The organism is Mycobacterium hackensackense, assembly GCF_025822555.1.
GTDB lineage: Bacteria > Actinomycetota > Actinomycetes > Mycobacteriales > Mycobacteriaceae > Mycobacterium > Mycobacterium fluoranthenivorans.
Genome location: NZ_JACKUC010000038.1, coordinates 181,718 through 204,946 on the forward strand (window position 1 = coordinate 181,718; position 23,229 = coordinate 204,946).

24 protein-coding genes are annotated in these 23,229 nt (G+C 66.6%); 12 read left to right on the forward strand and 12 right to left on the reverse strand.

All coding sequences use genetic code 11. The features are described from left to right. The first annotated feature begins 25 nt into the window (after positions 1-25). From H7J86_RS29580 to H7J86_RS29590, 3 genes are read left to right on the forward strand one after another with little or no spacing between them, the layout of a single operon-like run. Entirely contained in the window at positions 26-631 is a 606-nt protein-coding gene (locus H7J86_RS29580) for a hypothetical protein (RefSeq protein ID WP_267295317.1), read from the forward strand. Then, positions 618-2,120, forward strand: a complete 1,503-nt coding sequence (locus H7J86_RS29585) for an adenylate/guanylate cyclase domain-containing protein (protein ID WP_267295319.1) — start codon at positions 618-620, stop codon at positions 2,118-2,120. The genes H7J86_RS29580 and H7J86_RS29585 overlap by 14 nt, the downstream gene beginning before the upstream one ends. A gap of 1 nt (position 2,121) precedes the next feature. Further along, complete coding sequence (locus tag H7J86_RS29590) at positions 2,122-3,276, forward strand: epoxide hydrolase family protein (protein WP_267295774.1); 1,155 nt, start codon at positions 2,122-2,124, stop codon at positions 3,274-3,276. Here the strand turns inward: H7J86_RS29590 and H7J86_RS29595 are convergent. Continuing rightward, positions 3,248-4,690, reverse strand: a complete 1,443-nt coding sequence (locus H7J86_RS29595) for a purine-cytosine permease family protein (RefSeq protein WP_267295321.1) — start codon at positions 4,688-4,690, stop codon at positions 3,248-3,250. The two genes, H7J86_RS29590 and H7J86_RS29595, sit on opposite strands and share 29 nt — an antisense overlap. A gap of 307 nt (positions 4,691-4,997) precedes the next feature. On the opposite strand from H7J86_RS29595, the gene H7J86_RS29600 reads away from it, so the two are divergent. Genes H7J86_RS29600 through H7J86_RS29615 form a run of 4 tightly spaced genes read left to right on the forward strand, consistent with a single transcriptional unit; the run spans position 4,998 to position 9,051 of the window. Beyond that, positions 4,998-6,101: an ABC transporter ATP-binding protein gene (locus tag H7J86_RS29600; protein ID WP_235683272.1), complete on the forward strand. Its 1,104-nt coding sequence runs from the start codon at positions 4,998-5,000 to the stop codon at positions 6,099-6,101. Positions 6,102-6,156: 55 nt separating this feature from the next. Beyond that, the gene (locus tag H7J86_RS29605; RefSeq protein ID WP_267295323.1) at positions 6,157-7,344 is read left to right on the forward strand and encodes a polyamine ABC transporter substrate-binding protein; all 1,188 of its coding nucleotides are present in this window, start codon (positions 6,157-6,159) and stop codon (positions 7,342-7,344) included. Positions 7,345-7,348: 4 nt separating this feature from the next. Next, positions 7,349-8,224, forward strand: a complete 876-nt coding sequence (locus H7J86_RS29610) for an ABC transporter permease (protein WP_090357615.1) — start codon at positions 7,349-7,351, stop codon at positions 8,222-8,224. Further along, positions 8,221-9,051, forward strand: coding sequence for an ABC transporter permease (locus tag H7J86_RS29615; RefSeq protein ID WP_090357617.1), 831 nt, complete (start codon positions 8,221-8,223; stop codon positions 9,049-9,051). Before H7J86_RS29610 ends, H7J86_RS29615 begins: the two co-directional genes overlap by 4 nt. Here H7J86_RS29615 and H7J86_RS29620 read toward each other — a convergent pair. Next, positions 9,048-9,398: a hypothetical protein gene (locus H7J86_RS29620; RefSeq protein WP_267295325.1), complete on the reverse strand. Its 351-nt coding sequence runs from the start codon at positions 9,396-9,398 to the stop codon at positions 9,048-9,050. The genes H7J86_RS29615 and H7J86_RS29620 overlap by 4 nt on opposite strands. Further along, entirely contained in the window at positions 9,368-10,276 is a 909-nt protein-coding gene (locus H7J86_RS29625) for an EamA family transporter (RefSeq protein ID WP_267295327.1), read from the reverse strand. Before H7J86_RS29625 ends, H7J86_RS29620 begins: the two co-directional genes overlap by 31 nt. 149 nt (positions 10,277-10,425) lie before the next feature. Between H7J86_RS29625 and H7J86_RS29630 the strand changes: the two genes are divergently transcribed. After that, positions 10,426-10,899, forward strand: a complete 474-nt coding sequence (locus tag H7J86_RS29630; RefSeq protein ID WP_090357623.1) for an RDD family protein — start codon at positions 10,426-10,428, stop codon at positions 10,897-10,899. Between the two features lie 20 nt (positions 10,900-10,919). On the opposite strand, the gene H7J86_RS29635 is transcribed toward H7J86_RS29630, so the two are convergent. From H7J86_RS29635 to H7J86_RS29645, 3 genes are all read right to left on the reverse strand, one after another. Then, on the reverse strand, positions 10,920-11,306 hold the full coding sequence (locus tag H7J86_RS29635; protein WP_090357625.1) for a hemophore-related protein: 387 nt from the start codon (positions 11,304-11,306) through the stop codon (positions 10,920-10,922). Positions 11,307-11,560: 254 nt separating this feature from the next. Beyond that, positions 11,561-12,370, reverse strand: a complete 810-nt coding sequence (locus H7J86_RS29640; RefSeq protein WP_187095513.1) for an acyl-CoA thioesterase domain-containing protein — start codon at positions 12,368-12,370, stop codon at positions 11,561-11,563. Between the two features lie 100 nt (positions 12,371-12,470). Then, on the reverse strand, positions 12,471-13,121 hold the full coding sequence (locus tag H7J86_RS29645) for a nitroreductase family protein (RefSeq protein WP_267295329.1): 651 nt from the start codon (positions 13,119-13,121) through the stop codon (positions 12,471-12,473). Positions 13,122-13,210: 89 nt separating this feature from the next. Between H7J86_RS29645 and H7J86_RS29650 the strand changes: the two genes are divergently transcribed. Beyond that, positions 13,211-14,146: a LysR family transcriptional regulator gene (locus H7J86_RS29650; RefSeq protein ID WP_267295331.1), complete on the forward strand. Its 936-nt coding sequence runs from the start codon at positions 13,211-13,213 to the stop codon at positions 14,144-14,146. Between the two features lie 24 nt (positions 14,147-14,170). Continuing rightward, positions 14,171-14,494: a hypothetical protein gene (locus tag H7J86_RS29655; RefSeq protein WP_267295334.1), complete on the forward strand. Its 324-nt coding sequence runs from the start codon at positions 14,171-14,173 to the stop codon at positions 14,492-14,494. A 53-nt stretch (positions 14,495-14,547) separates the two neighbouring features. Here the strand turns inward: H7J86_RS29655 and H7J86_RS29660 are convergent, their stop codons facing one another. Together H7J86_RS29660 and H7J86_RS29665 are read right to left on the reverse strand one after the other, a co-directional pair. Beyond that, positions 14,548-15,939, reverse strand: coding sequence for a GntP family permease (locus H7J86_RS29660; protein ID WP_090357632.1), 1,392 nt, complete (start codon positions 15,937-15,939; stop codon positions 14,548-14,550). Beyond that, complete coding sequence (locus tag H7J86_RS29665) at positions 15,936-16,439, reverse strand: gluconokinase (protein WP_090357634.1); 504 nt, start codon at positions 16,437-16,439, stop codon at positions 15,936-15,938. Before H7J86_RS29665 ends, H7J86_RS29660 begins: the two co-directional genes overlap by 4 nt. A gap of 123 nt (positions 16,440-16,562) precedes the next feature. Here H7J86_RS29665 and H7J86_RS29670 point away from each other — a divergent pair, with 123 nt between their 5' ends. After that, positions 16,563-17,267 carry a FadR/GntR family transcriptional regulator gene (locus H7J86_RS29670; RefSeq protein WP_267295335.1) on the forward strand — a complete coding sequence of 235 codons (705 nt, stop codon included), beginning with the start codon at positions 16,563-16,565 and terminating at the stop codon, positions 17,265-17,267. Between the two features lie 16 nt (positions 17,268-17,283). On the opposite strand, the gene H7J86_RS29675 is transcribed toward H7J86_RS29670, so the two are convergent. Next, entirely contained in the window at positions 17,284-17,949 is a 666-nt protein-coding gene (locus H7J86_RS29675) for a TetR/AcrR family transcriptional regulator (protein WP_267295338.1), read from the reverse strand. 59 nt (positions 17,950-18,008) lie between these two features. Between H7J86_RS29675 and H7J86_RS29680 the strand changes: the two genes are divergently transcribed. Next, the gene (locus tag H7J86_RS29680; protein WP_267295776.1) at positions 18,009-18,887 is read left to right on the forward strand and encodes an SCO6745 family protein; all 879 of its coding nucleotides are present in this window, start codon (positions 18,009-18,011) and stop codon (positions 18,885-18,887) included. A gap of 5 nt (positions 18,888-18,892) precedes the next feature. Here the strand turns inward: H7J86_RS29680 and H7J86_RS29685 are convergent, their stop codons facing one another. The 3 genes from H7J86_RS29685 to H7J86_RS29695 are packed head-to-tail and all read right to left on the reverse strand — an operon-like array spanning position 18,893 to position 23,181. Next, positions 18,893-19,222, reverse strand: coding sequence for a YnfA family protein (locus H7J86_RS29685; protein WP_090357638.1), 330 nt, complete (start codon positions 19,220-19,222; stop codon positions 18,893-18,895). Positions 19,223-19,240: 18 nt separating this feature from the next. After that, positions 19,241-21,223, reverse strand: a complete 1,983-nt coding sequence (locus tag H7J86_RS29690; protein WP_267295353.1) for a DUF7064 domain-containing protein — start codon at positions 21,221-21,223, stop codon at positions 19,241-19,243. Between the two features lie 26 nt (positions 21,224-21,249). Continuing rightward, positions 21,250-23,181 (reverse strand): primary-amine oxidase, encoded by a 1,932-nt coding sequence (locus H7J86_RS29695; RefSeq protein WP_267295354.1) that lies wholly within the window; start codon positions 23,179-23,181, stop codon positions 21,250-21,252. Positions 23,182-23,229: the final 48 nt, after the last annotated feature.

Here is a 23,229-nt window from a genome sequence, read left to right on the forward strand (position 1 = left end):
ACAGCCGATCCCCTACGCTGGGCGCATGGCACGCCGCAAAGACGCCGCACGTCGGCCCTGGCTGTTGCCGGTGGGCGCAGTGCTCGCGGTATCGGCTTGCAGTGGCCCCACCGTGATCAACACCGGCGAACCGCACACCCCCATCGCCACGTCGGCGCCGCGGCCCGCTCTGCCCTCGTACGCCACCAACACCCACCTGGCCAACGCCGATGAGTTCTATGCCACCTCCGGTGACCAACAGGCGTACTACTTCACCACCCCCAGCGGCCGGTGGCGCTGCGCGATCATCCCGCACGCCCAGGCCGGCTGCCAGGCGGCCGGCGCCGCGGCCATGCCCATCACGGACGCCCCGACGGCGGTGACCCGCGGCGACGGCATCCAGGTCACGCCGAACGCGCTGGTGATCGACCGTGATGACGATGCGCAATTCGTTGCTGCAGAGGATGATCCGTTCGTGCTGCAACCGGGCCCGGCGGCCACGCTGCCGTTCGGGACGGTCCTGGCCGTGGCCGGCTTCCGCTGCAACGTTCAGGAAACCAGCGGTGTGTCGTGCGGCAGCGAGGCCAGCGGTAAGGGTTTCACGTTCTCGACGGACGGCTACGCAGCGGTCTACACAGATGTCCCTCAATAGGGGGGTCCGGTTCGTCTCGGGCCTGGTCTTCGCTCACCTGCTGACCTCCGCCGAGGTTGTGATCGTCCTGCTGTCCCTGGGCCACCAGAGTTCCGGTGATGCACAGTCGTTGGTTCCGAAGGCCAACCTGATGCCCCTGCTGGCCGTCGTGGTGCTCGGCACGGTCCTGGCGGCCGCGGGCGGCTACCGGATCATCGCGCCGCCGCTGCGTTGGTTCGACGCCGACCTTGACCCCGATCCGGATCAGCGTCGTGCGGCGATCAACATCATCCGGAACCAATCCGTGCTGCTGATGTCGATCTGGTTGCTCAGCGGCGCCGTCTTCGTCATCGCCAATGGAGTCACCGGCTGGTTGCCGATCCTGCTGATCGAGGTGTCGGTGCTGTTCGGCGGCATCTCCACCGCGAGCAGCAGTCTGTTGTTCACCCAACGCGTCACGCGGCCCGTGGTAGCCGCGGCGACAAGGGATTTCGAGAGCCGCGCCACCGCTCCCGGCGTCCAGGCGCGGCTGGTGCTGATGTGGACGCTGAGCACCGCCCTACCGAGCGCGACCATTGCGATCATGGTGGTCTGTCGGGCCAACGGCTGGCTGATCCCCGACACCGCCTCGGTGGATGTTCCGGTGGTCCTGTTGTCGATGGTGTCGGTGTTCCTCGGGTTGCGCACCCTGATGCTGGTTTCCCTTTCCATTTCCGATCCGCTCCGCGAGATCATCGATGCGATGGCCGAGGTGGAGCAGGGCCACATCGGCACGCAGGTCGCTGTCTACGAGCAATCCGAGATCGGGCGGCTGCAGCGTGGCTTCAACCGCATGGTGACAGGGTTGCAGGAACGTGATCGGTTGCGCGACCTGTTCGGCCGCCACGTCGGACCCGATGTGGCGCGTCTGGCCGTCGAAATGACGGGCCGGACAGGCGCTATGGGCGATGACGGGCTCTCCGGCGATGTCCGCGAGGTGGCCGTGCTGTTCGTCGACGTGACGGGCTCCACGGCGCTGGCGATGACCCGCACCCCGGCCGAGGTCGCCGCTGTCTTCAACGATTTCTTCCGAATCGTGGTGGCGGCGGTCGACGCCCATGACGGACTGATCAACAAGTTTCAGGGTGATGCCGCGCTGGCTGTCTTCGGTGCGCCGATCGCCTCGGCGCTGGCGGCCACCTCGGCGCTGGCGGCCGCCCGCACACTGGCCGCCGCCCTCGGACGCCAGGAACTCGACTACGGCATCGGGGTCTCGGCGGGGCCCGCGTTCGCCGGCAATATCGGGGCGGAGAATCGCTACGAGTACACCGTCATCGGTGATCCGGTGAACGAGGCCGCGCGGTTGGCGGATGCGGCAAAGACCACCCCGGGGCGTATCGCGTGCTCGGGTGCGGCCGTCGACCGCGCCGACGATGCGGAACGCCGCAACTGGTGCGCGCATCATGAGGAAGTTCTGCGCGGGCGGTCCGAATCGACGAAGGTGTTCGTGCCACGATGGCGTGATGAGTGAGATTGCGCCCTTCCACATCTCGGTGACCGACGACGACCTGGCCGATCTCACGCGCAGGCTGTCCGGGACCCGCTGGCCCGAGGCGGAATGCGTCGAGGACTGGAGCCAGGGCATGCCGCTGGAGTACACCCGCGAGCTGGCCCGGTACTGGGCTCAGGACTACGACTGGCGTGCGCGCGAAGCCGCATTGAACGGCTTCTCGCAGTTCACTACCGCGGTTGATGGTGTGGACATCCACTTCATCCATCAACGCTCACCGCATGAGGATGCGCTGCCGTTGCTGATCACGCACGGCTGGCCCGGCTCCGTCGTCGAGTTCGCGAAGGTGATCGGTCCGCTCACCGATCCCACCGCACACGGCGGCCGGCCCGAGGATGCGTTTCACGTGGTGTGCCCGTCCCTGCCCGGGTATGGCTTCTCCGGTAAGCCGGCGTCCACCGGCTGGGGTGTGCAGCGGATCGCGCAGGCGTGGGACACGTTGATGGGCCGGCTTGGCTATACGCGCTACGGAGCCCAGGGCGGGGACTGGGGCGCGGCCGTGACGACGCAGATCGGCCGTAATGCCGGTGGCCGGAGCCGTCCCGGCGGCGACATCAGTGGATGCGTGGCCATCCATACCAATATGCCGATCGGCCGCCCGCCCGCGGCCAGCCTGGAATCCCCCACCGCCGAGGACATCGAGGCATTCGCGGCCATGAAAGACCACCGCAAGTGGGGTACCGGCTATTCCAAGCAACAATCCACCCGGCCCCAGACGCTGGGCTACGGATTGGTGGATTCGCCTGTGGCGCAGCTGGCCTGGATCGTGGAGAAGTTCTGGGCGTGGTCCGACTGCGACGGCCACCCGGAGAACGTCCTGACGCGCGACGAACTGCTCGACAACGTGATGCTGTACTGGATCACGCGCTCGGGCGCGTCCGCGGCGCGGCTGTACTGGGAGAGCTTCGCCAGTTTCGGCGCGGGTGAACGGGTCGAGCTTCCCACGGGTGTCGCAGCGTTCCCGAAGGAGATTCTGCGCACCCCGCGTAGTTGGTGCGAGGACGCCTACAACATCACGCACTGGACGAACATGCCGCGCGGCGGGCATTTCGCCGCGTTCGAACAACCCGAGTTGTTCGTCGACGATGTCAGGACGTTTTTCTCGACGGTGCGCTGACCCGGCGGGAACTCCCGGAGCTGACGAGCCGGTACCCGCCGTAGAGCACCGCAGCGACCACGAAGTTGACGAAGTAGGCGATATCCGCGCCGTGCCAGGCCACGGCGACCGGACCCTGGATCAATGTGGTGTTCATGAACGGGATCGCCGCGGCGTAGGACGCGAGGAACACCACCAGTGCGGCAATCCCGTCTCCGCGGCGGGTGGGCTCCGAGGTGACGTCCACGGCGGGATCGAGCCGGCCCCTGGTCCGCAGCACCCAGTCGATGGCCACCAGCGCGACGAACGCCGGGATCCAGTAACCGATGAGCAGCAGGACGTCCTGGAAGCGGGTGGCGGTATCGGCGCCGTGCAGCCACAGGATCAGGAGAAAAGCCACCGCGGTGACCAGGGCCGCCGAGAAGGGCCGGCGGACCCGCACCCCCATGGTCTGCAAGGCCAGTGAGCCGCTGTAGTCGTTCATCACGCCCGACCCGATCGAGGCCAGCGCGATGACCAGCAGGGCCACCGCGCCCAGGATCCCGCCGCCCATCACGTCGCGCACTCCGGCGGCGGTGTGATCCCCGATCACCCCGGCGGCGGCGATCCCGATGGCTTGGACGAAGACGTAGGCGAGCACCATTCCGCCGAAGGTGTAGCCGAAAACCTTCGCCCCTGACGACCGAGCGGGTAGGTAACGGCTGAAATCGGCGGCGTAACTGGCCCATGAGATCGACAGGCTCAGGGCGATGGTCACCTCCAGCACGAACGCCCCGACCAGGTCGGGGCCGGCCACGGTGGCGGGCGTGATCACGGCGTCGGTGGGGTGGCCGCTGACCAGCTTCACCGCGAACACGACGAACGTCACGAACAACACCACTGTGAGCACGGCCTGCAGTCGGTGGATCAGCTCGTAACCGAAGAACCCGACCGCACCCTGCACGGCGAGCACGATCAGCACCGCCGCCCAGAACGGGATGCCCAGCAGCACCGACAACGCCTCGCCGCCGAACAACCCGACAAGTGCGTCCCAGGCTATCGAGGACAGCCACTGCAGCGCGGCGGGCAGCACGACGCTCGGCCCGAATGCCAGCCGCGCCGCCGGCAACTGTGCGGTGCCGGTGCGCGGGCCCCAGGTCGACAGATAGCCGACCGCCAGCCCGCCGAGCACCGTGCCGATCACCATGGCGACCAGGCCCAGCCAGAATCCCAGCCCCAGCGTGATGGCCAGGGTTCCGGTGAATACGCCCGTCATGTTGACCTGAGGGGCGAACCACACGGTGAACAGCCGGGCGGGCGTGCCGTAGCGCTGCTCCGCGGTGACCGGGGCGATGCCGTGCGTCTCGACCGACAGATCGCCGGCTCCGCGGGGCGTACGCCCCGAGAACGGTTCTGCATTGAGTCCTCGGAACGTGCCTACTGCCCCACCTGTCATGCGACCATTCGATCACGATCGACTCGATCGGCGTCGCCCCTGACCGCCGATGGCGGGATGGGCACCGTCGGCGCACCGGATTCTGCCTATTTTTCCGATCTTTCCTATGGATTCCATTGTCAAAATGTAAATTCGTTGCGGAATCGCTTGCGAAGGCCCTTCCGATGGGCAATGGTTAAACGCGCAACGCCCACAATGCCGAGGAGGTCTGGTTCTGACCGGCACAAACACCACCGCCGCCGATCACACGACGGGTGAGGACGGGACCACCATCAAGCCGGCGGCCCCGGTCATCGAGATCGACCATGTGACGAAACGCTTCGATGACTACGTCGCAGTGGCGGAAGCAGACTTCACCATCGCCTCCGGTGAGTTCTTCTCCATGCTCGGCCCGTCGGGCTGCGGTAAGACCACCACGCTGCGCATGATCGCGGGCTTCGAGACACCGACCTCGGGGGCGATCCGCCTCGAGGGTGTCGACGTCTCCCGGGTTCCCCCGCACAAGCGCAACGTGAACACCGTCTTCCAGCACTACGCGCTGTTCCCGCACATGACGGTGTGGGACAACGTCGCGTACGGACCGCGCAGCGCCAAGAAGGACAAAACCGAAGTCAAACGTGCTGTCGATGAGATCCTCGAGATCGTCCGACTCACGGATTTCGCCAAGCGCAAGCCCGGCCAGCTCTCCGGTGGCCAGCAGCAGCGGGTGGCTTTGGCGCGCGCGCTGGTCAACTACCCCAGCGCCCTGCTGCTCGACGAACCCCTGGGCGCGCTGGATCTCAAACTGCGCCATGCCATGCAATTCGAACTCAAGCGCATCCAGCGCGAGGTCGGGATCACGTTCATCTACGTGACCCACGACCAGGAGGAGGCGCTGACGATGAGTGATCGCATCGCGGTCATGAACGTCGGCAATGTCGAGCAGATCGGCACGCCCACCGAGATCTACGACCGGCCGGCCACGGTGTTCGTCGCGGGCTTCATCGGTCAGGCCAACCTGTGGGCCGGCAAGCAGACCGGGCGAGCCAACCGCGATTACGTGGAGATCGAAGTGCTGGGCTCGACACTGAAATCCCGCCCAGGCGATACCGCCATCGAGGCCGGCGGCCAGGCGACCCTGATGATCCGCCCGGAGCGCGTCCGGGTGAGCGTGGAAGCACCCACCGGGGACGTGGTCGCGGTGCGCACGACCGTGCGCGACCTGACCTTCCAGGGTCCGGTGGTGCGGTTGTCGTTGGTGGCGCCCGACGGGTCCACCGTGGTGGCCCACGTCGGCGCGGAACAGGACCTGCCATTGCTGCGCCCCGGTGACGAGGTGTACGTCAACTGGACCCCGGATGCCTCCCTCGTGCTGCCCGCCGCCGATATCCCCACCACCGAGGACCTCGAGGAGATGCTCGACGACTCCTAGCTGTCGCCGGCTCCTCCCCACCCCCAACGATTCACATATTCACGAAAGGTCCCGCATGTCCAACGAGATCGATCCCCGCCTGCTTACCCGCCTGGCATCCAACCGGACCAGCCGGCGGCGCTTCATCGGCGGCGGTGCGGCGGCGGCCGCAGCGGCGATCCTGGGCCCCTCCTTCCTGGCGGCCTGCGGGTCGAACGGCGGGAGCTCGTCGTCGAGCAGCAGCACGCAGGACAATGGTCCCGCATCGGGCACCCTGCGGATCTCGAACTGGCCGCTGTACATGGCCGACGGATTCGTCGCCGCCTTCCAGAAGGCGAGCGGTATCACCGTCGACTACAAGGAAGACTTCAACGACAACGAGCAGTGGTTCGCCAAGGTCAAGGAGCCGCTGTCGCGCAAACAGGACATCGGCGCCGACCTGGTGGTGCCCACCCAGTTCATGGCCGCCCGGATCAAGGGACTCGGCTGGCTCAATGAGATCAGCGAAGCCGGTGTTCCCAACCGCAAGAACCTGCGGCCCGATCTGCTGAACTCGTCGGTCGATCCCGGACGCAAGTACACCGCCCCGTATATGACCGGCATGGTCGGTCTGGCCTACAACAGGGCGGCCACCGGCCGCGATATCACCAAGATCGACGATCTCTGGGATCCGGCGTTCAAGGGCAAAGTCAGCCTGTTCTCCGATGTCCAGGATGGGCTGGGCATGATCATGCAGTCCCAGGGCAATTCACCGGAGAATCCGACCACCGAGTCCGTCACCAAGGCCGTCGACCTGGTGCGCGAGCAAAAGGACAAGGGCCAGATCCGCCGGTTCACCGGCAACGACTACTCCGATGACCTTGCCGCCGGCAATGTCGCGATCGCCCAGGCGTATTCGGGTGACGTGGTGCAGTTGCAGGCGGACAATCCCGACCTGAAGTTCGTCGTGCCCGAGTCCGGTGGCGACTGGTTCATCGACACCCAGGTGATCCCCTACACCACCCAGAACCAAAAAGCCGCCGAGGCCTGGATCAACTACGTGTACGACCGGGCGAACTATGCCAAGTTGGTCGCCCACACGCAGTACGTGCCGGTGCTGTCCGATATGGCAGAAGAGTTGGACAAGATCGATCCGAAGTTGTCCAAGAACCCGTTGATCAACCCGACTCCCGAGACCGTCGGCCGGCTGAAGAACTGGGCTGCCTTGACCGACGAGCAGACCCAGCAGTTCAACAACCTGTACGCCGCGGTCACCGGCGGCTGATCGCATGGCAGGAGTCGCCTCCAGCAGCAGGCAGCGCAGCAAGATCGCGCCCTACCTGATGATCTTGCCCGCGCTGGCCTATCTCGCGATTTTCTTTGTGGTGCCGCTGTTTTCACTGGCCCGCACGTCGCTGTCCACCGCGGGCGGGTCGGTGTACCTGCCGACCCTGACCTTCGACTGGAACGTCGGCAACTTCACCGCGGCGTTCCACCAATACCAGGATCAGATCCTGCGGTCGTTCGGCTACGCAGCCGTCGCGACGGTGGTGTGTCTGCTGTTGGCTTTCCCTCTGGCCTACATGATCGCGTTCAAGGCGGGCAGGTTCAAGAATCTGATCCTGGGCCTGGTGATCCTGCCGTTCTTCGTGACGTTCCTCATCCGCACCCTGGCCTGGAAGACCATCTTGGCCGACGACGGCTGGGTGGTCAGCGTCCTCAACACCATCGGCCTGATCCCCAGTGAGGGACGGCTGCTCTCGACCGGCTGGGCGGTGATCGGCGGTCTGATCTACAACTGGATCATCTTCATGATCCTGCCGCTGTACGTCAGTCTGGAGAAGATCGATCCGCGTCTGTTGGAGGCTTCCCGCGATCTGTACTCGTCGAGTCCGCGCACTTTCGGCAAGGTCATCCTGCCCCTGTCACTACCCGGCGTGCTCGCCGGTAGCATGCTGGTATTCATTCCCGCGGTAGGTGATTTCATCAACGCGGACTACCTGGGCAGCACCCAGACGACGATGATCGGCAATGTCATCCAGAAACAGTTCCTGGTGGTCAAGGACTACCCCGTCGCCGCGGCGCTGAGCCTGGGACTGATGGTCCTGATCGTCATCGGCGTGCTGCTCTACACCCGCGCACTGGGTACCGAGGACCTGGTATGACGGCCACCGTGGAGCAGTCTGTGGTGAAAAAGGTTCGGGCCAGGCCCAAATGGGGCGATCTGGTCCTGCGTATCGTCGGCGGCCTGGTACTGCTGTACCTCTTCCTGCCGATCTTCGTGATCGTGCTCTTCTCGTTCAACCACCCGGCGGGCAAGTTCAACTACAGCTGGCAGGGCTTCACCCTGGACAACTGGCTGCACCCGTTCAAATACCCCGCACTGGTGGACGCACTCAAGCTCAGCCTCAATGTGGCGTTGGTGTCCACCTTGATCGCGCTGGTGCTCGGCACGCTGTTGGCGATCGCCCTGGTACGTCAGCGTTTCCGCGGCAGCAAGGCCGTCGACACCTTCATGGTGCTGCCGCTCACCGCCCCCGAAGTGGTGATGGGCGCGTCGTTGCTGACGCTGTTTCTGGATCTGCACTGGGCGGCGGGCTACACCACCATCGTGATCGCGCATGTCGCGTTCGAGGTGAGCTTCATCGCGATGACGGTGCGGGCCCGGGTGCGCGGTTTCGATTGGACGCTGGAAGACGCGTCGATGGATCTGGGCGCCAGCCCGACCCGCACCTTCTTCCGCGTGACGTTGCCGCTGATCGTGCCGGGCATCATCGCGGCGGGCATGTTGTCCTTCGCGCTGTCCCTGGACGATTTCATCATCACCTACTTCGTCAGCGGATCCACCGTCACCTATCCGCTGTATGTGAATGCGGCGGTGAAAGCGGCTGTGCCACCACAGATCAACGTGCTGGCCACAGCGATCCTGGTGATCAGCCTGATCTTGCTCGGGGTGGGAACGCTGTACCGACGCAAGCGCATCGAGGTCTAGTCGAGCCGAACACGCACCTTGACCCGGCCCTTGTCGTCGCGGGTGGCGACGGCATGGCCGGTGCGGTCCGCGCCGCGGAAATTCAGCAAGGTGATAGGCCCGCCGTCGCCGAGAAAGTTGCGCCACCAGCTCTTGGCATCGGGCGCCATGACGGCGATGGTGACCTGATCACCGGACAGTCGGTAGTTGACCGGCGTCTGGAAGACCCGCCCGGACTTGCGACCGGTATAGCGGATTTCGACCAGGCTGCGACCGACCAGCTCGCCGATGGCGGGGACGGCGGTGAGGGCCACGGCCAGTCTGTTGACGGCACGCGTCACTGGGTGGGCGAAGATTCCGTTCGACATGTACCGAGGCTAACCTCCGGCGGCGTTCCGTGCGTCTCGCTGCGGGCACCGCTGCGGGCCGCCCCGATCCCGGCACCCACCACCGCGACGATGCCGACGACGGCGAGCGGTGCCGGCACCTGATGCAGCACGAGAAGCCCCATCAGCATCGCGAAACCTGGCTCCAGACTCATCAGCGTCCCGAACGCTGCCGCGGTGAGCCGGCGCAGCGCCAGTAGTTCGAGCGCGAACGGGATGATGGGCAGCAGGATCGCCAGCCCCGCCCCGATCATCAGGATCTCCGGCGTCAGACGGCCGAACACCGTGGGCCCGGCCACCGCCGTCGCGACGAGGCCCGCGACGGGCATCGATACGGCCAGGCCGGCGATTCCGGCGACCTCATCCCCCACCCGTTGCGTCAGCAGGATGTACATCCCCCAGCACACCGCCGACCCCAGCGCGTAGAGCACCCCGACGGGGTCGACGGATCCGGCCCACGGTTCGGTCAGCAGCAGCACGCCGACCGTCGCCAACCCCGGCCACAGCAGCCGATAGCGGCCCGAACCCTTGGCCACCGCAACACCGAGGGGCCCGAGGAATTCCAGCGCACTGGCGGTGCCCAACGGGATCCGCGCCACCGCCATCATGAACAGCAGGGTGATCCCGGCCGTCACCACACCGAGCAGCACACATGTGCGGAACGCCGACCGGGTGAACGCCGCACGGCGCGGACGCACGAGCGCCAGCATCAGCAAGCCGGCCCAGGCCAACCGCAGCCACGCGGTGCCCGCGGCGCCGATATCGTCGATCAGCTGTACCGCGATCGCAGCGCCGAGCTGCACCGCGCACATCGCGGCGATCGCCATGAAAGCACCGTTGCGGGCGGTCGCGGAAGTCATCTCTGCATTGAACGGCAGCCAGAACGTTCATGTCCACGTGATTTTTACTGACATATTGTTCGCATCTATCAAACAGTCTCGCACCGGTAGCGACCGCTCGAAGAGGTCGTGGTCGCGACCGGCTCCTGCGATATGCGTAGATTCAGGTGATGAGCAGCGGTGACCACGCGTCGCAACCATGGCAGTCCCAAGCGCCCAAGTCCGCGGTGCCCGGAAATCTCGGTCCCCGGTTCTTCGCTCGGGTGATCGACGGCGTCATTGTCAACGCCGCGAGCCTCTTCGCGGTCGTGTCCCTTGATTCCTTCTCGAATATTCTTGTCACCGGCCTGTTTTCGGGCCTACTGACGTTCATCTACTTCGTGGCTTTCGAAGTGTCCGTCGGATGGACACCAGGTAAGAAGCTGTTGGGGTTGCATGTGCGCGGACCTCACGGCCGTCCGCACCCCGATCTCAAACAATCGGCGATCCGCAACTCGTTCACGCTCTTGGCGGCCGTGCCCTACGTCGGCGGCCTGCTCGCCTTCGTCGCCTACGTGGTGATCGCCGTGTCGATCAGGAACAGCCCCTGGCGACAGGGCACCCATGACGACCTGGCCGGTGGGACACAGGTCGTCAAGGGTTGAGCCTCGAGAGTCGAACCCCGTCAGCCGGCCATGAACTCGCTGTACGCCGAGGCCATTTCGGGTGAGAGTGCCGTCGTGTTGCAGGCGCGTTGCTTGTCGCCGATCGGCGCCAAGATGCTCCTCAATTCCAGGTACTCCTGAGGGTTGGCAGTGAAGTATGTCCGGATGCTCGCCGACGCGACATCCCGCGGCTGGGTATAGATGACGGACACGGCCTGCTTGGCGCCCGGGTGGGCACCCAGGTAATCCTGGGCCGCACCGGTGGTCTGCTGCACGGTGGCGTCGATCGACTGCCGGCTGCAGTCCACCGGATCGGCGGAGGCGATCGGTGCCAGCACGACGGCGCTGAGCGCACCGCCCGCCGCCAGCACGGAGAGAGCGATTCGATTGCAGAACTTCAGTTTCATGATGAGTGGAGATTCCTTCGAGTCGTCAATTGTTCGGGACCCGACCCGATTTCCACCATACGGAAACTCCTAAACACCGCGAACGGCGTCGTCGAGCGGTATTTCGGCCGTTACAGCAAACTCCAGTGAGTTCGGTCTCAGTTTTGCGTTCCGTGGCGCGACGGTGCGCAGGATGGCCGATCTACCTTATCTTCGAGGCCTTTTCCTTAACCGATCGTGATGTCCGGTGTGACCCGATCGTCGTGCGGCGCGCATCAACGGGTGCGCTCGGGAAACGGGTCGTTGGCAAAATCGATCTGTGCGGCCGGGTTGGCCACCGCCGTCACCATTCCGGTCCCGAAGGCGCCTGCACTGTCGAACAACGTCGAGGCGCCCACCGAGATCCCGTCGGCAGCCCAGTGCGAGTCGGCCTGCACCCCGACCCACTCGTCACCGGGTAGCCGGGAAAGTGCCACGGTCAGATCCCCGTTGATATAGCCGACGCCCGCCGTGCCGAGGTTGGTGACCAGGCTGGTTCCCTCGGCGGCCATGGCGGCCCGCACGAACGGCGAGTTCGCATCGCCCTCGACCACATCGATGGTGCGGTTGACGAACCGCTTACGTGAGGTGTTCTGGTGATCGGCGATGGCACCCGTCCAGCCGGCGTCATCGCTGCCGATCCCGATACCGCGGGCGTCATCGCGATCGACGGGACCGGTGAAAGTCATTGGAGCCACCCATTCCCGGCCACGCGGTGGTTCCGAGAGCCGGTATTGCACCAACGTGGCGCGGACCACCGTCACCCCGTCCTGAACCAGCTCGCACTCGGCATTGCGCACCCGGCGCCCGTCGCGCACCAGCGCGAGTTTGGCCGTGGTCGGCACACCGCGGGCGGCCTTGAAGAGATCGACCGTCAGCCGGGCCGGCAGGAATTCGGGACGTCCGAACGCGGTTTCCAGCGTGCGCGCCACCAGGCCGACGAGCGCCGGACCGTTGAGGTGGTCGGGCCCCCAGTGGCTCTGCGCGTACGCGGTGGGCAGGAAGGTGTCCTGCTCGGTCTGGGCGAAATGAAACGGACGTGCCATTGCCGCATCGTCGCACAGGGCAGGTTCCGCGCAGGAGCGCAGCCCCTGCCCCGGTGGCCTGGTGGTGATGGGCCGGTCAGTCTCATCGAGCTGGAGGGCGTCAGTCCCCCTCGAGCACCGAATCGGCCGGCGTGCCCCAGTGGTCGAGGTAGACCGCGTCGCGCAGCGGCCGCCGCCGCAGCGGACCGTGCCGGCCCTTGGGCCAGCCGAGCACGATGTGCCCACCCAGCAGATAGTCGTCGGGGACACCGACGGCCTCCCGCAGGATGGCCTCGCCCCCGTAGGACGCCCAGCTGGTCAGGCAGGCGCCCAGGCCCTGAGCCCGAGCGGCGAGTAGGAAGTTCTGCATGGCGGGGAAGATCGACCCGCCCAGCAGCAGTTCGGATGCCGTCGGGAACTTCTTCTGAGTGAACAGGACGGAGGTGAATTCTGCGGCCCGGTCATGCAATTCGTAGGTGGCCCGATTGTTGCGCGCCACCGGGCCGGTGTCGTCGGTGCTCGGCCGGGTCATCCCGTACACCGGCTCGATGACCGCCAGTGCGTCCGCGGCCGCTCGGGCCACCGCTGCCCGCAGTTCGGGTGAGCGCAGCACCACGAAACGCCACGCTTGGGCGTTGGCCCCCGACGGTGCCCAGGTGGCGGCCCGCAGACAGCGGGTCAGGGTGGCGTCGTCGACGGGGTCGTCGGTGAACCGGCGGATGGTGCGCGCGGTGGACAGCACCTCCCAGACGTCGCTGCTCGTACTCGACATGACGGGCACCATAGCGCGGACTCATCCCGTCGACGCCGCGCGTGTCGAGGTGACTTCGACCCGCCGGCCGTTCGGCTCAGAATGGATGGATGGATCCCCGCCGACTGCAGCTGCTGCTGACCCTGTCACGGCTCGGCTCGATGCGGGCGGTCGCCGATGCTCATCACCTCACGACATCGACGGTCTCCCAGCAGCTGGCCGCACTTGCCCGAGAAGCCAAGGTGACGCTGATCGAACCGGACGGCCGCCGGGTACGCCTCACCCCTGCCGGCCGCCGGCTCGCCGATCACGCCGTCGCCATCCTGGCCGCCCTCGACTCGGCCCGCCTCGACCTGGATCCGCACGCCGAACCCGCCGGGACGCTTCGAGTGGGCGGCTTCGCGACCGGCATCCGGGTGTCGCTGCTGCCGGTTGTGCCCGAGCTCACGGCGCGGTATCCCGGGATCGACGTCGTGGTGAGCGAGTACGAACCGGTCGAGGCGTTCCGGCTGCTCGTCGATGACGATCTGGACCTCGCCCTGACCTACGACTACAACCTGGCACCTGCGGCGCTGAGCCCCGTCCTGGAAGCCGTCCCGCTGTGGAAGATCCCATGGGGACTCGGGGTTCCGCAGCAGGGCGCACCTGAGGTCGGTGGGCAGGCAGATATCTGCGCGTATGCCGGCCAGCCGTGGATTGTGAACTCGCGCAACAGCGCCGACGAGGTGGCGTTGCGGACCCTGGCTGCACTGGCGGGCTTCACCCCGCGCATCGCACACCAGATCGACAGTCTGGACCTCGTCGAGGATCTCATCGTGGGCGGCTACGGCGTGGGCCTGCTTCCGATGGGCCGGCCCACCACGGCGGGCGTCACGGTGCTGGATCTCGCCGATCCCAGCGTCGTCCTGACCACCTACGCGGTCACCCGACGCGGGCGGGCGGACTGGCCCCCGCTGCGGGCAGTGTTGGAACGGCTGCGTCCACCGTCGGGACCACTGCCCACACGTGACTGGCTGCGCCCGTTTCCGGGCTTGTACCCAGGCTGACGTTCGCAGCGTATTCTCAGCAACATGGGCACGCTGACCCGGTGGATCACCGCGAGCGCCTTCCTCGGCGCCGTGGGTACGTCGCTGCTCGCGCCGGCCGCGACACATCAACCGGATGTGATGGCGACCTGCCCCAACCAAGGGATTCTGGTCGGCAAGCAACAGGTGGGTGCGTACACCGACAATTGCGATCTGGTCGTGACCCCGCCACCTGCCATCGGTGCGGCGCCCAGCGCGGGCGCGATCATCGCCTGCCGCGGCATCACGGGCTGCTTGTCGGATTTCGTCAACAACCCCGGCTGGGTGAAGGTGCCCCAGGTCGACACGCGGCCGCGGCAGAGCCCGTAACGGCCCTCCCCTGGAATCCCAACGGATTCAAGGGGTTTCTCCGGTGTGCTGAGCTAGACGAAGATGTCCAGGATCAGGACGACGGCCAAACCGCTGACCGACAGCACCGTCTCCATGATCGACCAGGTCTTGATGGTCTGCCCGACGCTGAGCCGGAAGTACTGATTGACCAGCCAGAACCCCGCGTCGTTGACATGGGAGAAGAACAGCGAGCCGGCGCCGACCGCCAGTACCACCAGCGATACCTGGCCGGTGCTCATCCCCTCCACCAAGCCAAGGATCAGCGATGAAGCGGTGATGGTGGCGACCGTGGCCGAGCCGGTGGCCAGCCGGATGAGCACCGCGAGCACCCAGGCCAACACCAGTACCGAGATGTGCACACCTTCGGCCCACCGCGCGAGCATGGTGCCGATACCGCTGTCCACCAGAACCTGTTTGAAGCCACCACCGGCGGCGACGATCAAAATGATGCCGGCGACCGGCGGCAGGCCCGATTCGATGCACTTGGTGAGCGTGGCCCGGTCCATGCCCGCCCCCCGGCCCAGGGTGAACATGCCCACGATCACCGCGAGCAGAAGCGCGACGAGCGGGGTGCCCAGTGCATCGAAGATGGTTCGGACCCATTGCTTTTCGTTGTCGATGAAGATGTCGGCAAGGGCCTTGCCGAGCATCAGCGCGACCGGCAGCAGCACCGAGAACAGCGTGATCCCGAACGACGGCCGCTTGTCCTGTGTCCTGGTCTCGTCGGCATCGAAGGTGTCGGGAGCATCCACCACCACCCACTTGCCGGCGAGCTTGCCGAACAACGGCCCGGCCAGGATGATCGTCGGGATCGCCACCAGCACCCCGAGACCCAACGTGACGCCGAGATCGGCGTTGAGCAGGCCGACCGCCGTCAGTGGTCCGGGATGCGGGGGCACGAACCCGTGCATGGCAGACAGGCCCGCCAGCGCCGGGATACCGATGGTGATCAGGGACTGCTGCGACCGGCGGGACACGAGATAGATGACCGGCATCAGCAGTACGAGACCGATCTCGAAGAACATCGGGAGGCCGATGATGGCGCCGACCAATGCCATCGCCCACGGCAGCATGCGCGGCGAGGCTGCACCGACGATCGTGTCCACGATTTCGTCGGCGCCGCCGGAATCGGCGAGCAGTTTGGCGAACATCGCGCCGAGCGCGATGAGGATGCCCACGCTGGCGGCCGTCGATCCGAACCCGTCGGTGAACGACTTGAGCACCTTGGTCAGGTTCTCCCCCGCGACCAGGCCGACGGTGAGGCCGCCGAAGATGAGCGCCAGGAACGGGTGCAGTTTCACCACGGTGATCAGGACGACGATGACGGCGATGCCGGCCAGGAACGACAGAATCAGCTGCGGGGCTGAGGCCACCGGCTCGACGAGTTTGGGCGCGTCGGCCAACAGGGTGACGGCGGCGTTCATCGGTGTTCCCCTCCGGTGAGTGAGATGTAGGTGTCGACGATGGCGTCGATGCTCTGACCGACGTCGATGACGACGCCCGCCTCGTCCTCCTCGAGTGGTTCGAGGGTGTCGAACTGAGATGCCAGCAGCGAGGCCGGCATGAAGTGGCCGGGTCTGCTGGCCTGGCGCGCCCCGATGATCTCGGGTGTCCCGCTCAGGTGCAGGAATTGGATGCCGGGGCAGTGTGCACGCAACTGGTCGCGGTAGCGCCGTTTGAGCGCCGAGCAGCTCATCACGCCACCGTCACCACAACGCTCCCCCAGCCAGTCGCCCAGCGTCGCCAGCCACGGCTTGCGGTCCTCGTCGTCGAGCGGGTGGCCTGCCTTCATCTTCTCGATGTTGGCGGGCGGATGGAAGTCATCGGCGTCCGCGAACGGGACGCGCAGCCGCTGTGCCAGCGCGGCGCCGACGGTGGACTTCCCGCTCCCCGAGACGCCCATCACGACGATCGGTGACGGCATCGCTACACCTCCCTGACTGTGGTTGACCTCACACAGGATGACTTAAACGTCATACTATTGCAAGAGGATCACAAATACGTCTGCTTTAAGTCCAATCCAAGCCCGCTATGACACGATGTACGCGTGGGTCCGTCGTCAAACGTCAGCGCACTGCACGACAACGTGCTGACCGCCCTGGGCGCCGCCGTGGTGTCCGGCAGATACCCACCCGGCGAGGTGATCACCCTGGAAGGGGTCAGCGCCGAACACGGGGTGTCGCGCAGCGTTGCCCGCGAGGCGATCCGGGTCCTCGAGTCGATGGGCCTGGTGTCCTCGCGACGCCGCGTCGGTATCACCATTCAGCCCGCAGCCAACTGGAATGTGTTCGACCCCAGCGTGATTCGGTGGCGTCTGGAATCCGGCGACCGGGCCGCCCAGCTGATCTCGCTGTCGGAGTTACGTCGCGGATTCGAGCCGGCCGCTGCCGCACTGGCCGCCCGGCGGGCGAATCCGCACCATTGCCGAATCATGGCCGCCGCGGTGTCCGACATGGTGATGCACGGCCGCTCCGGTGACCTGGACGCATATCTGCAGGCCGACAAGATCTTTCACCAAACGCTGCTGGATGCCAGCGGTAACGAGATGTTCCGTGCGCTCAATGCGGTGGTCGCCGAGGTACTCACCGGACGCACTCACCACGGGATGATGCCCGAACTGCCCAACCCCGCCGCCATCGAACTGCACGACGAGGTGGCCCGGGCGATACGGCTGCGCGACGAATCGGGTGCCGAACATGCCATGCGGGCCATCATCGACGAGGCCGCCAGAGCGGTGGCCGAGGACGCCTGAGGGTGGGCCGTCACGCTCAGGGCTGGGACGTGTCCCGCCCACCGGATCCGTCGCGTGCGGCCTCCCGGAGCTGACCGTGCCGAATGAGGTTGGTGGTGGCCTCGTCCCATCGCAGTGTCTGTTCCCGGCTGTAAAGGGGTCCGGGGATGTGCCGCTCGATATGTCTGCGGAACACGCTGGCCGCGACGCGCACCAGCACCGGATTCAGCACCGACCACAGCGGATCGAGGTCGGGCCTGGCCAGACCGCGCGCGATGAACGTCTCGCCCTGCGTTTCGCTGATCTTGACCAGACCGTCGAAGATCGCGGCACCCGTCGCTCCGCCTTCGGTGAGAACACGAGCGACGTAGTCCATCACGTCCGGATGCTCGATGAACAGCTGCGCGGTGCCGCCGCGATAGACGTCAGGGGTGTTCCCCGTCTCGGGCGAGGCCGGACTGTCATCGAGTATCTGACCGCACACCCGCAGCACGTGCTCGTCGATCGCCTCGATCAAGGCCGCTTTGCTGCCGAAGTAGTGCTGGATGAGACCCACGCTCACGTCGGCCGCGTCGGCGATGGTCCGCATGGACGTGCCCGACACCCCGCGCTCGGCAAAGCAGACCATCGCGATATCGCGTATCCGCTGCGGGTTTGTCGCTTCGACAGGTGCGGGAGAACCGAATCCCGCCGCGTCGCTCATGGGCAAAACCATACCGGGGCCGTGCTCGCACGCGGCCGACCCCGTGATGCTTGACTGTCCTGGTGAGACAGCCCAGGGTTGCCCGTCGCCTGTTCGACCGGCTGGAACCGGTACACGCCGTCACCTACTTCGCGCCGGAATCCCGCGCCGCACTCGGCGAACTCGGCTACCGCGGATTCTGGTCGGGCTACTTCGCTGCCCGGTCGGCGCCCCTGGGGCCGGTGCCACCCGAAGTGGTCACGGCGCTGTTCTACAACTTCTCCCCGCGTCAGGTGCACAAGGCACTGCCCGCGGCGTGGGAGATCGCCACCCCGGCCGTTGTACTGGCCGCCCGCCAGGATGCGGCGGTGGCCACATTGCGGCGCTACGGGATGACCGACGATGAGACGGTGCGCACCGCAGCCGACCTGGCCGAGATCGCCGCCCGCTCGGCCCCGATACACGGGCGAGCGCTGTTCGCCGCCAACGCGGCACTACCGTGGCCCGAGGAGCCGCTGGCCAAGCTCTGGCACGCCACCACCCTGCTGCGGGAGCAGCGCGGCGACGGCCATATCGCCGTGCTCGCCGCGCACGGTATCGGCGGGCGCGAATCCAACGTGCTGCACGCCGTGGCCGGCCGGGTGCCACGCGAGATGATCGCCCCCAGCCGTGACTACGACGAGGACGATTGGCAGGAACAGTTGGACGCGCTGGCCGCGCGCGGACTGGTCGACGCCGAGGGGTCGTTGACCTCAGCCGGTGCCGACCTCAAGGCGCAGATCGAGGACAGCACGGACCGGCTGGCGCTGCGCGCCTTCGATGCCCTCGACGACCGGCAGCTGGGCATCTTGTTCGCGGCGCTGACACCCCTGACCCGCCTGGTGGTGGCCGGCGGCGATGTCCCTGCCGACACCCCGATGGGCCTGAACCGAGACGAGCTCGACGACGACGCCCTGTAGCCGGCCTAGCGCGGGGCGTACATGATGAGCCCGACCCCGGCCAGACAGACCAGCGCCCCGGCGACATCCCACCGGTCGGGCCGGAAGCCGTCGGCCAGCATGCCCCACAGCAGCGAGCCGGCCACGAACACTCCGCCGTAGGCGGCCAGTACCCGGCCGAAATGCGCATCGGGCTGGAACGCCGCAACGAATCCGTAAGCGCCCAAGGCGATCACACCGGCACCCACCAGCCACGCTCCGCGGTGCTCGCGCACGCCCTGCCACACCAGCCACGCTCCGCCGATCTCGAGCACCGCCGCGAGCACGAACAAGGCCACCGATTTCAGCGCGAGCATGAGACCAGCTTGCCCTCCTCAGAGGTTGCGGTTCCACTCCACCCAGCCGACGCCATGGCGGCCGTCGCGGGCGGTGACAGTCACCCAGGCCCGCGGGAACTGGCTGATCCGCCCGTCGGGCGAGGTGAGCAGAACGGGCGCATGGCCCTGTACGTCGAGGCTGACCTCGATATCGCCGGGACTCAGGCTGATGGTCGTCGATACCGGTAATCCGTTGTCGCCGAACGTCTTCTCCGCGGTCACCGACTCCAGTTCGACGAGTTGGCCGCCCTTCTGGACGTAGCCGATGCCGACGGGAGGGAGCCCGGGAATCCTGATGTCGACGCCGTGCAGATGAGTGCCGTCGTCCAGGTGAAGGGCGCTCCACACCCAGTCCATGCTCCACCAGTCCCGCACACCCCACGAGTGGTCACGCTGGCCGGGGACGGCCGTGAGCGCGTACGTCGTGCCGCCCACCGTGGTGGTGCCGGTGACGCTGCACGGAATCTCGTAACGCGGCGTGATCCGGTACTGGTACGGCGTTCCCGCGGTGGCGAATTCCAGATCCAGCGCGACGTCCACGGTCCGGCCCGTCGCACCGTGCAGCAGGCCGGCGGGATCGTCGTAGGCCTGGCCGTGTCCCCGTACGGTCACACGGTAGGAGCGCAGCGGGTCGGTTGGCGCCAGCGACAGCTCGAGGTCATCGGTGCGGATGTGCGCGGGATCGGCGGGCAGGGCGACCTCGAAGTCGTTGATCGCCACCGTCGGCAGGCCCGGTCCACACACCAGGGCGTTGACCCATGCCTTCTGCTGGTTGGGATACAGACCCAGCCGCACCCATCCGCCGATGCCCTGGGCGGCGTCGGCGAAATCGAAGTACCAGCTCTCATTCCACAGCGGCTCATCGCCGGCCGGGTGCGGTGCCTCATCCCCTGGCTCCGGGACCAGGGGTGCCGGCACCGCGGCGTCCGGCAGCACCGCGAGGGCGTCGGTGTCCAGCACGTGTTCGCAGTGCCGTTGCAGCATCGTCATGAACATCAGGTCACCGCGGTCGGTCCGCTCGACGAGCATCGAGGACACGATGGCCATCATCACCCCGAAGAAGCTCTGCCTGCGCACCCCGTCGCGCACGGCGTCCAGGGACAGCCCGTCCCCCACGGCGCCCTGATAGGCCGCCAGCAGCTCGTCGTAGTGAGACCGGCGCACCGCCGGCTCGAGGGCGCAGCCGAGGAAGTAGGCGACGTCGGTCAGGGCCGGACCCCAGGTCACGGTCTGCCAGTCCACCACCGTCAGCGGCCGGTCGGCGCCGGCCGCACCGAACAGCATGTTGTCCAGGCGGTAGTCGCCGTGCACCAATCCCTTTGCGGCCCCGGCTTCCTGCGTCAGGTAGGCGTCGAATGACCCGACCAGGCGTTCGCACACCTCGCGGTGTCGCGGCTCGATCCGGTCGGCGTAGCGCTCGGAGAACGCGGCGTACAGTCCGGCGATCAGCGCCTGGTTGATCGGCGCGTCCCGATTCAGCCAGGCCGCACCGGCCAGGTCGGGGTTGCCGAGCAGCGGGCCGTGCACCAGTCCCAGCTGATGCAACGCCAGCGCCGCCTGCTGCGGTGTGGCACCGCGGATCTCGTCCCCGACGACCGCGGGCGTGGCATCTGAGAGCAGGAGGTCGAAGGCGCCGGTCTCCGGATCGTAGGCATGATGCAGGCACGGGGCGAACGGGCTCGCCGTTCCCCCGTTGCCCAGGGCCGGTGCGATCTCGGCGTAGAACCGCACCTCTCGTTCATAGAGCCCCATGGCGAGGCCGGTCGTCCGGCTGTTCGGATCGGCGGCGGCCACCTTGAGGACGACGCTGGCGGGGCCGCTGTCGCCGTCTGCGTAGCGCAGCGTGACCCGGTAGCACTCACTCATCTGACCTGTGCCGATGCGCTCGACATCGTGGCCCTCGACCCGACCTGCGCCCAGCGCTGCGGTCAGCCAGTCGTCGGTCAGGTCGGTGGGACGCTCGATGAGTTCACTGTGCACGCCAGTGAACTTAGCAGTGACTGCGATCACATGTGACAGGTGTCAAGTTTTTCGTCCCGGGGGACGTCCAGGGCCGGATTACGGTCGAAGAAGCCGAACGGTTTCAACCAGAACGACACCACGTCGACGGGCATGACCGGCCAGTCCTCGGGACGGGTGATGTGGTGCAGACCGGAGACGTACCAGAGGACCACATCGGTGTCGAGGATGGGGCGGTCCGCCTTGGTCCACTCCCCCAGGCCGGTGTCGGAGACCGACTGGTTGACGAATTCGCCTGCCGGCCAGCGCTCATCGGCGCGGTTCGGGGTGACCCACAGGGTGTGCCCGATGACGTTGGCGCGTTGCAGGACCGGGGCGGCGGGATCGAACATCGCCGGCAGCGCCCCGGTGGGTACCAGCTTGTACGACGGATGAGTGCCCAGGCCGTTGACGACGTTGGTGTTGACCACCTTCCAGGTGCGCTGGGTGGCGAAGTTGAGGTCCTGTTTGCCCTCACTCTCGGTGCGCAGCGGGATGTTTCGGGTCACCACCGACAGACCGTGCGGGTTCTCCTCCGAGATCGGTTCGGCAAAGGATTCCGACATGTAGACGGTGTTGTCCGGGCCGTCGATGTCGAGGTCCAGGCGAGCCACCAGGAAGTGCTGATGAAACGGTGCGTAGGTGCGCTCGTCGACCAGGGTGCCGTTGGGATTCGGAGCGCCCGGCGGCAGCGGAGTGGTGACCATGATGCCGGTGGCCCGGACCTCGCACTCGATATTGCCGTCCTGATACAGCCGCCAGTAGACCAGGTACTCGTAGTTGGCGACGGTGACATGGAAGCTCAACGTGAGTCTGCGCATCCGGCGCACCTCGGCACCGGCGTCGTGATCCACATGCTTCCACAGCACCGCATTGTCTTCCTCGTGGATGCAGATGGCGTTGGCGATGGTGTAGGGCTCGCCTTTGCTGTTGTGCAGCACCGCATCCAGGTAACGGATCTCCCCCAGGCAGTCGCATCCCAGGGTCAGCGAGGTCGTCATGAAACCCAGGCCCCACTCGCCGATGTCGAAGGCGGTGCGACGGTAGTGGTCCACCGAGGCGTCCCGATAGGGCACCACCATCTCGGCAAACGACATCCGGTGCGCGACGGAACGGATCCGGCCGCCGTCACGATAGGTCAGCGCGTGCAGCGTCATGCCTTCCCGGTAGTTGAAACCGACTCGCAGTGACCAGTTCTGCCACGTCAACAGGTGACCATCCAGGGTGAACGACGGACCTTCGGGCTGGGTGATAAGAAGCGGGGTGAGCGGATCACGCTGGGACACAGCCGATATCCGATCCGGGATGTGACGGGGAACGTACTCGCCCATCACCACCGGGGGTTCGGCCCCCTCGGCGAACGGACCCGAGTCCTCCACGCGGAGCACCTCCATGGTGTTCAGGTCGACCACACAGTGCAGCCCGCTGACGAGGTGGGCGTACGGGTTCGCCCCTGGTGCGTCCCGACGCCACGTGTCCGACCAACCCAGCCGCCGGTCCCGGAACTCGGGTGGGGCGACCGCGTCCCCGTAGGTCCAGGTATCCATGAACACGCTGTCCAGGTCGGTGATGCCGCGGCGCGCCAGCGCCGCGATCACCTCGGGGTGCGCGCGCAGCACCTGGTCGCATTCGACGAATTCGTCGACGGTGAAGTTGGCCTGCACGCCGGGGATGTGGTCGAAGGACTCCACCGTCTGAGCGTGCAGCGATACCAGCGCCTTGTAGGTGGCGTTGTGCGCGCGATCAAGGCAGACCGCCAGCGCCCGGCGGGGCGGGGCTGTGCCCCCGCCGGCGAAGGCGCGCAACTCGTCCTTGGTCGGCTCGGCGAGTTCGATGGAGGCGAAGCGCCAGCCGGGGGCGCGCACTCCGTGCCGAGCGCCGAGGATCGCGGCGACAGCAGTGAATTCGTCGGCATCGAGCGGGTCAAGAGGGTGCGCCATCGCTCTACGCAAGCACACCGTGCGGTGGTGCGCAGGCCATTGCGAAGG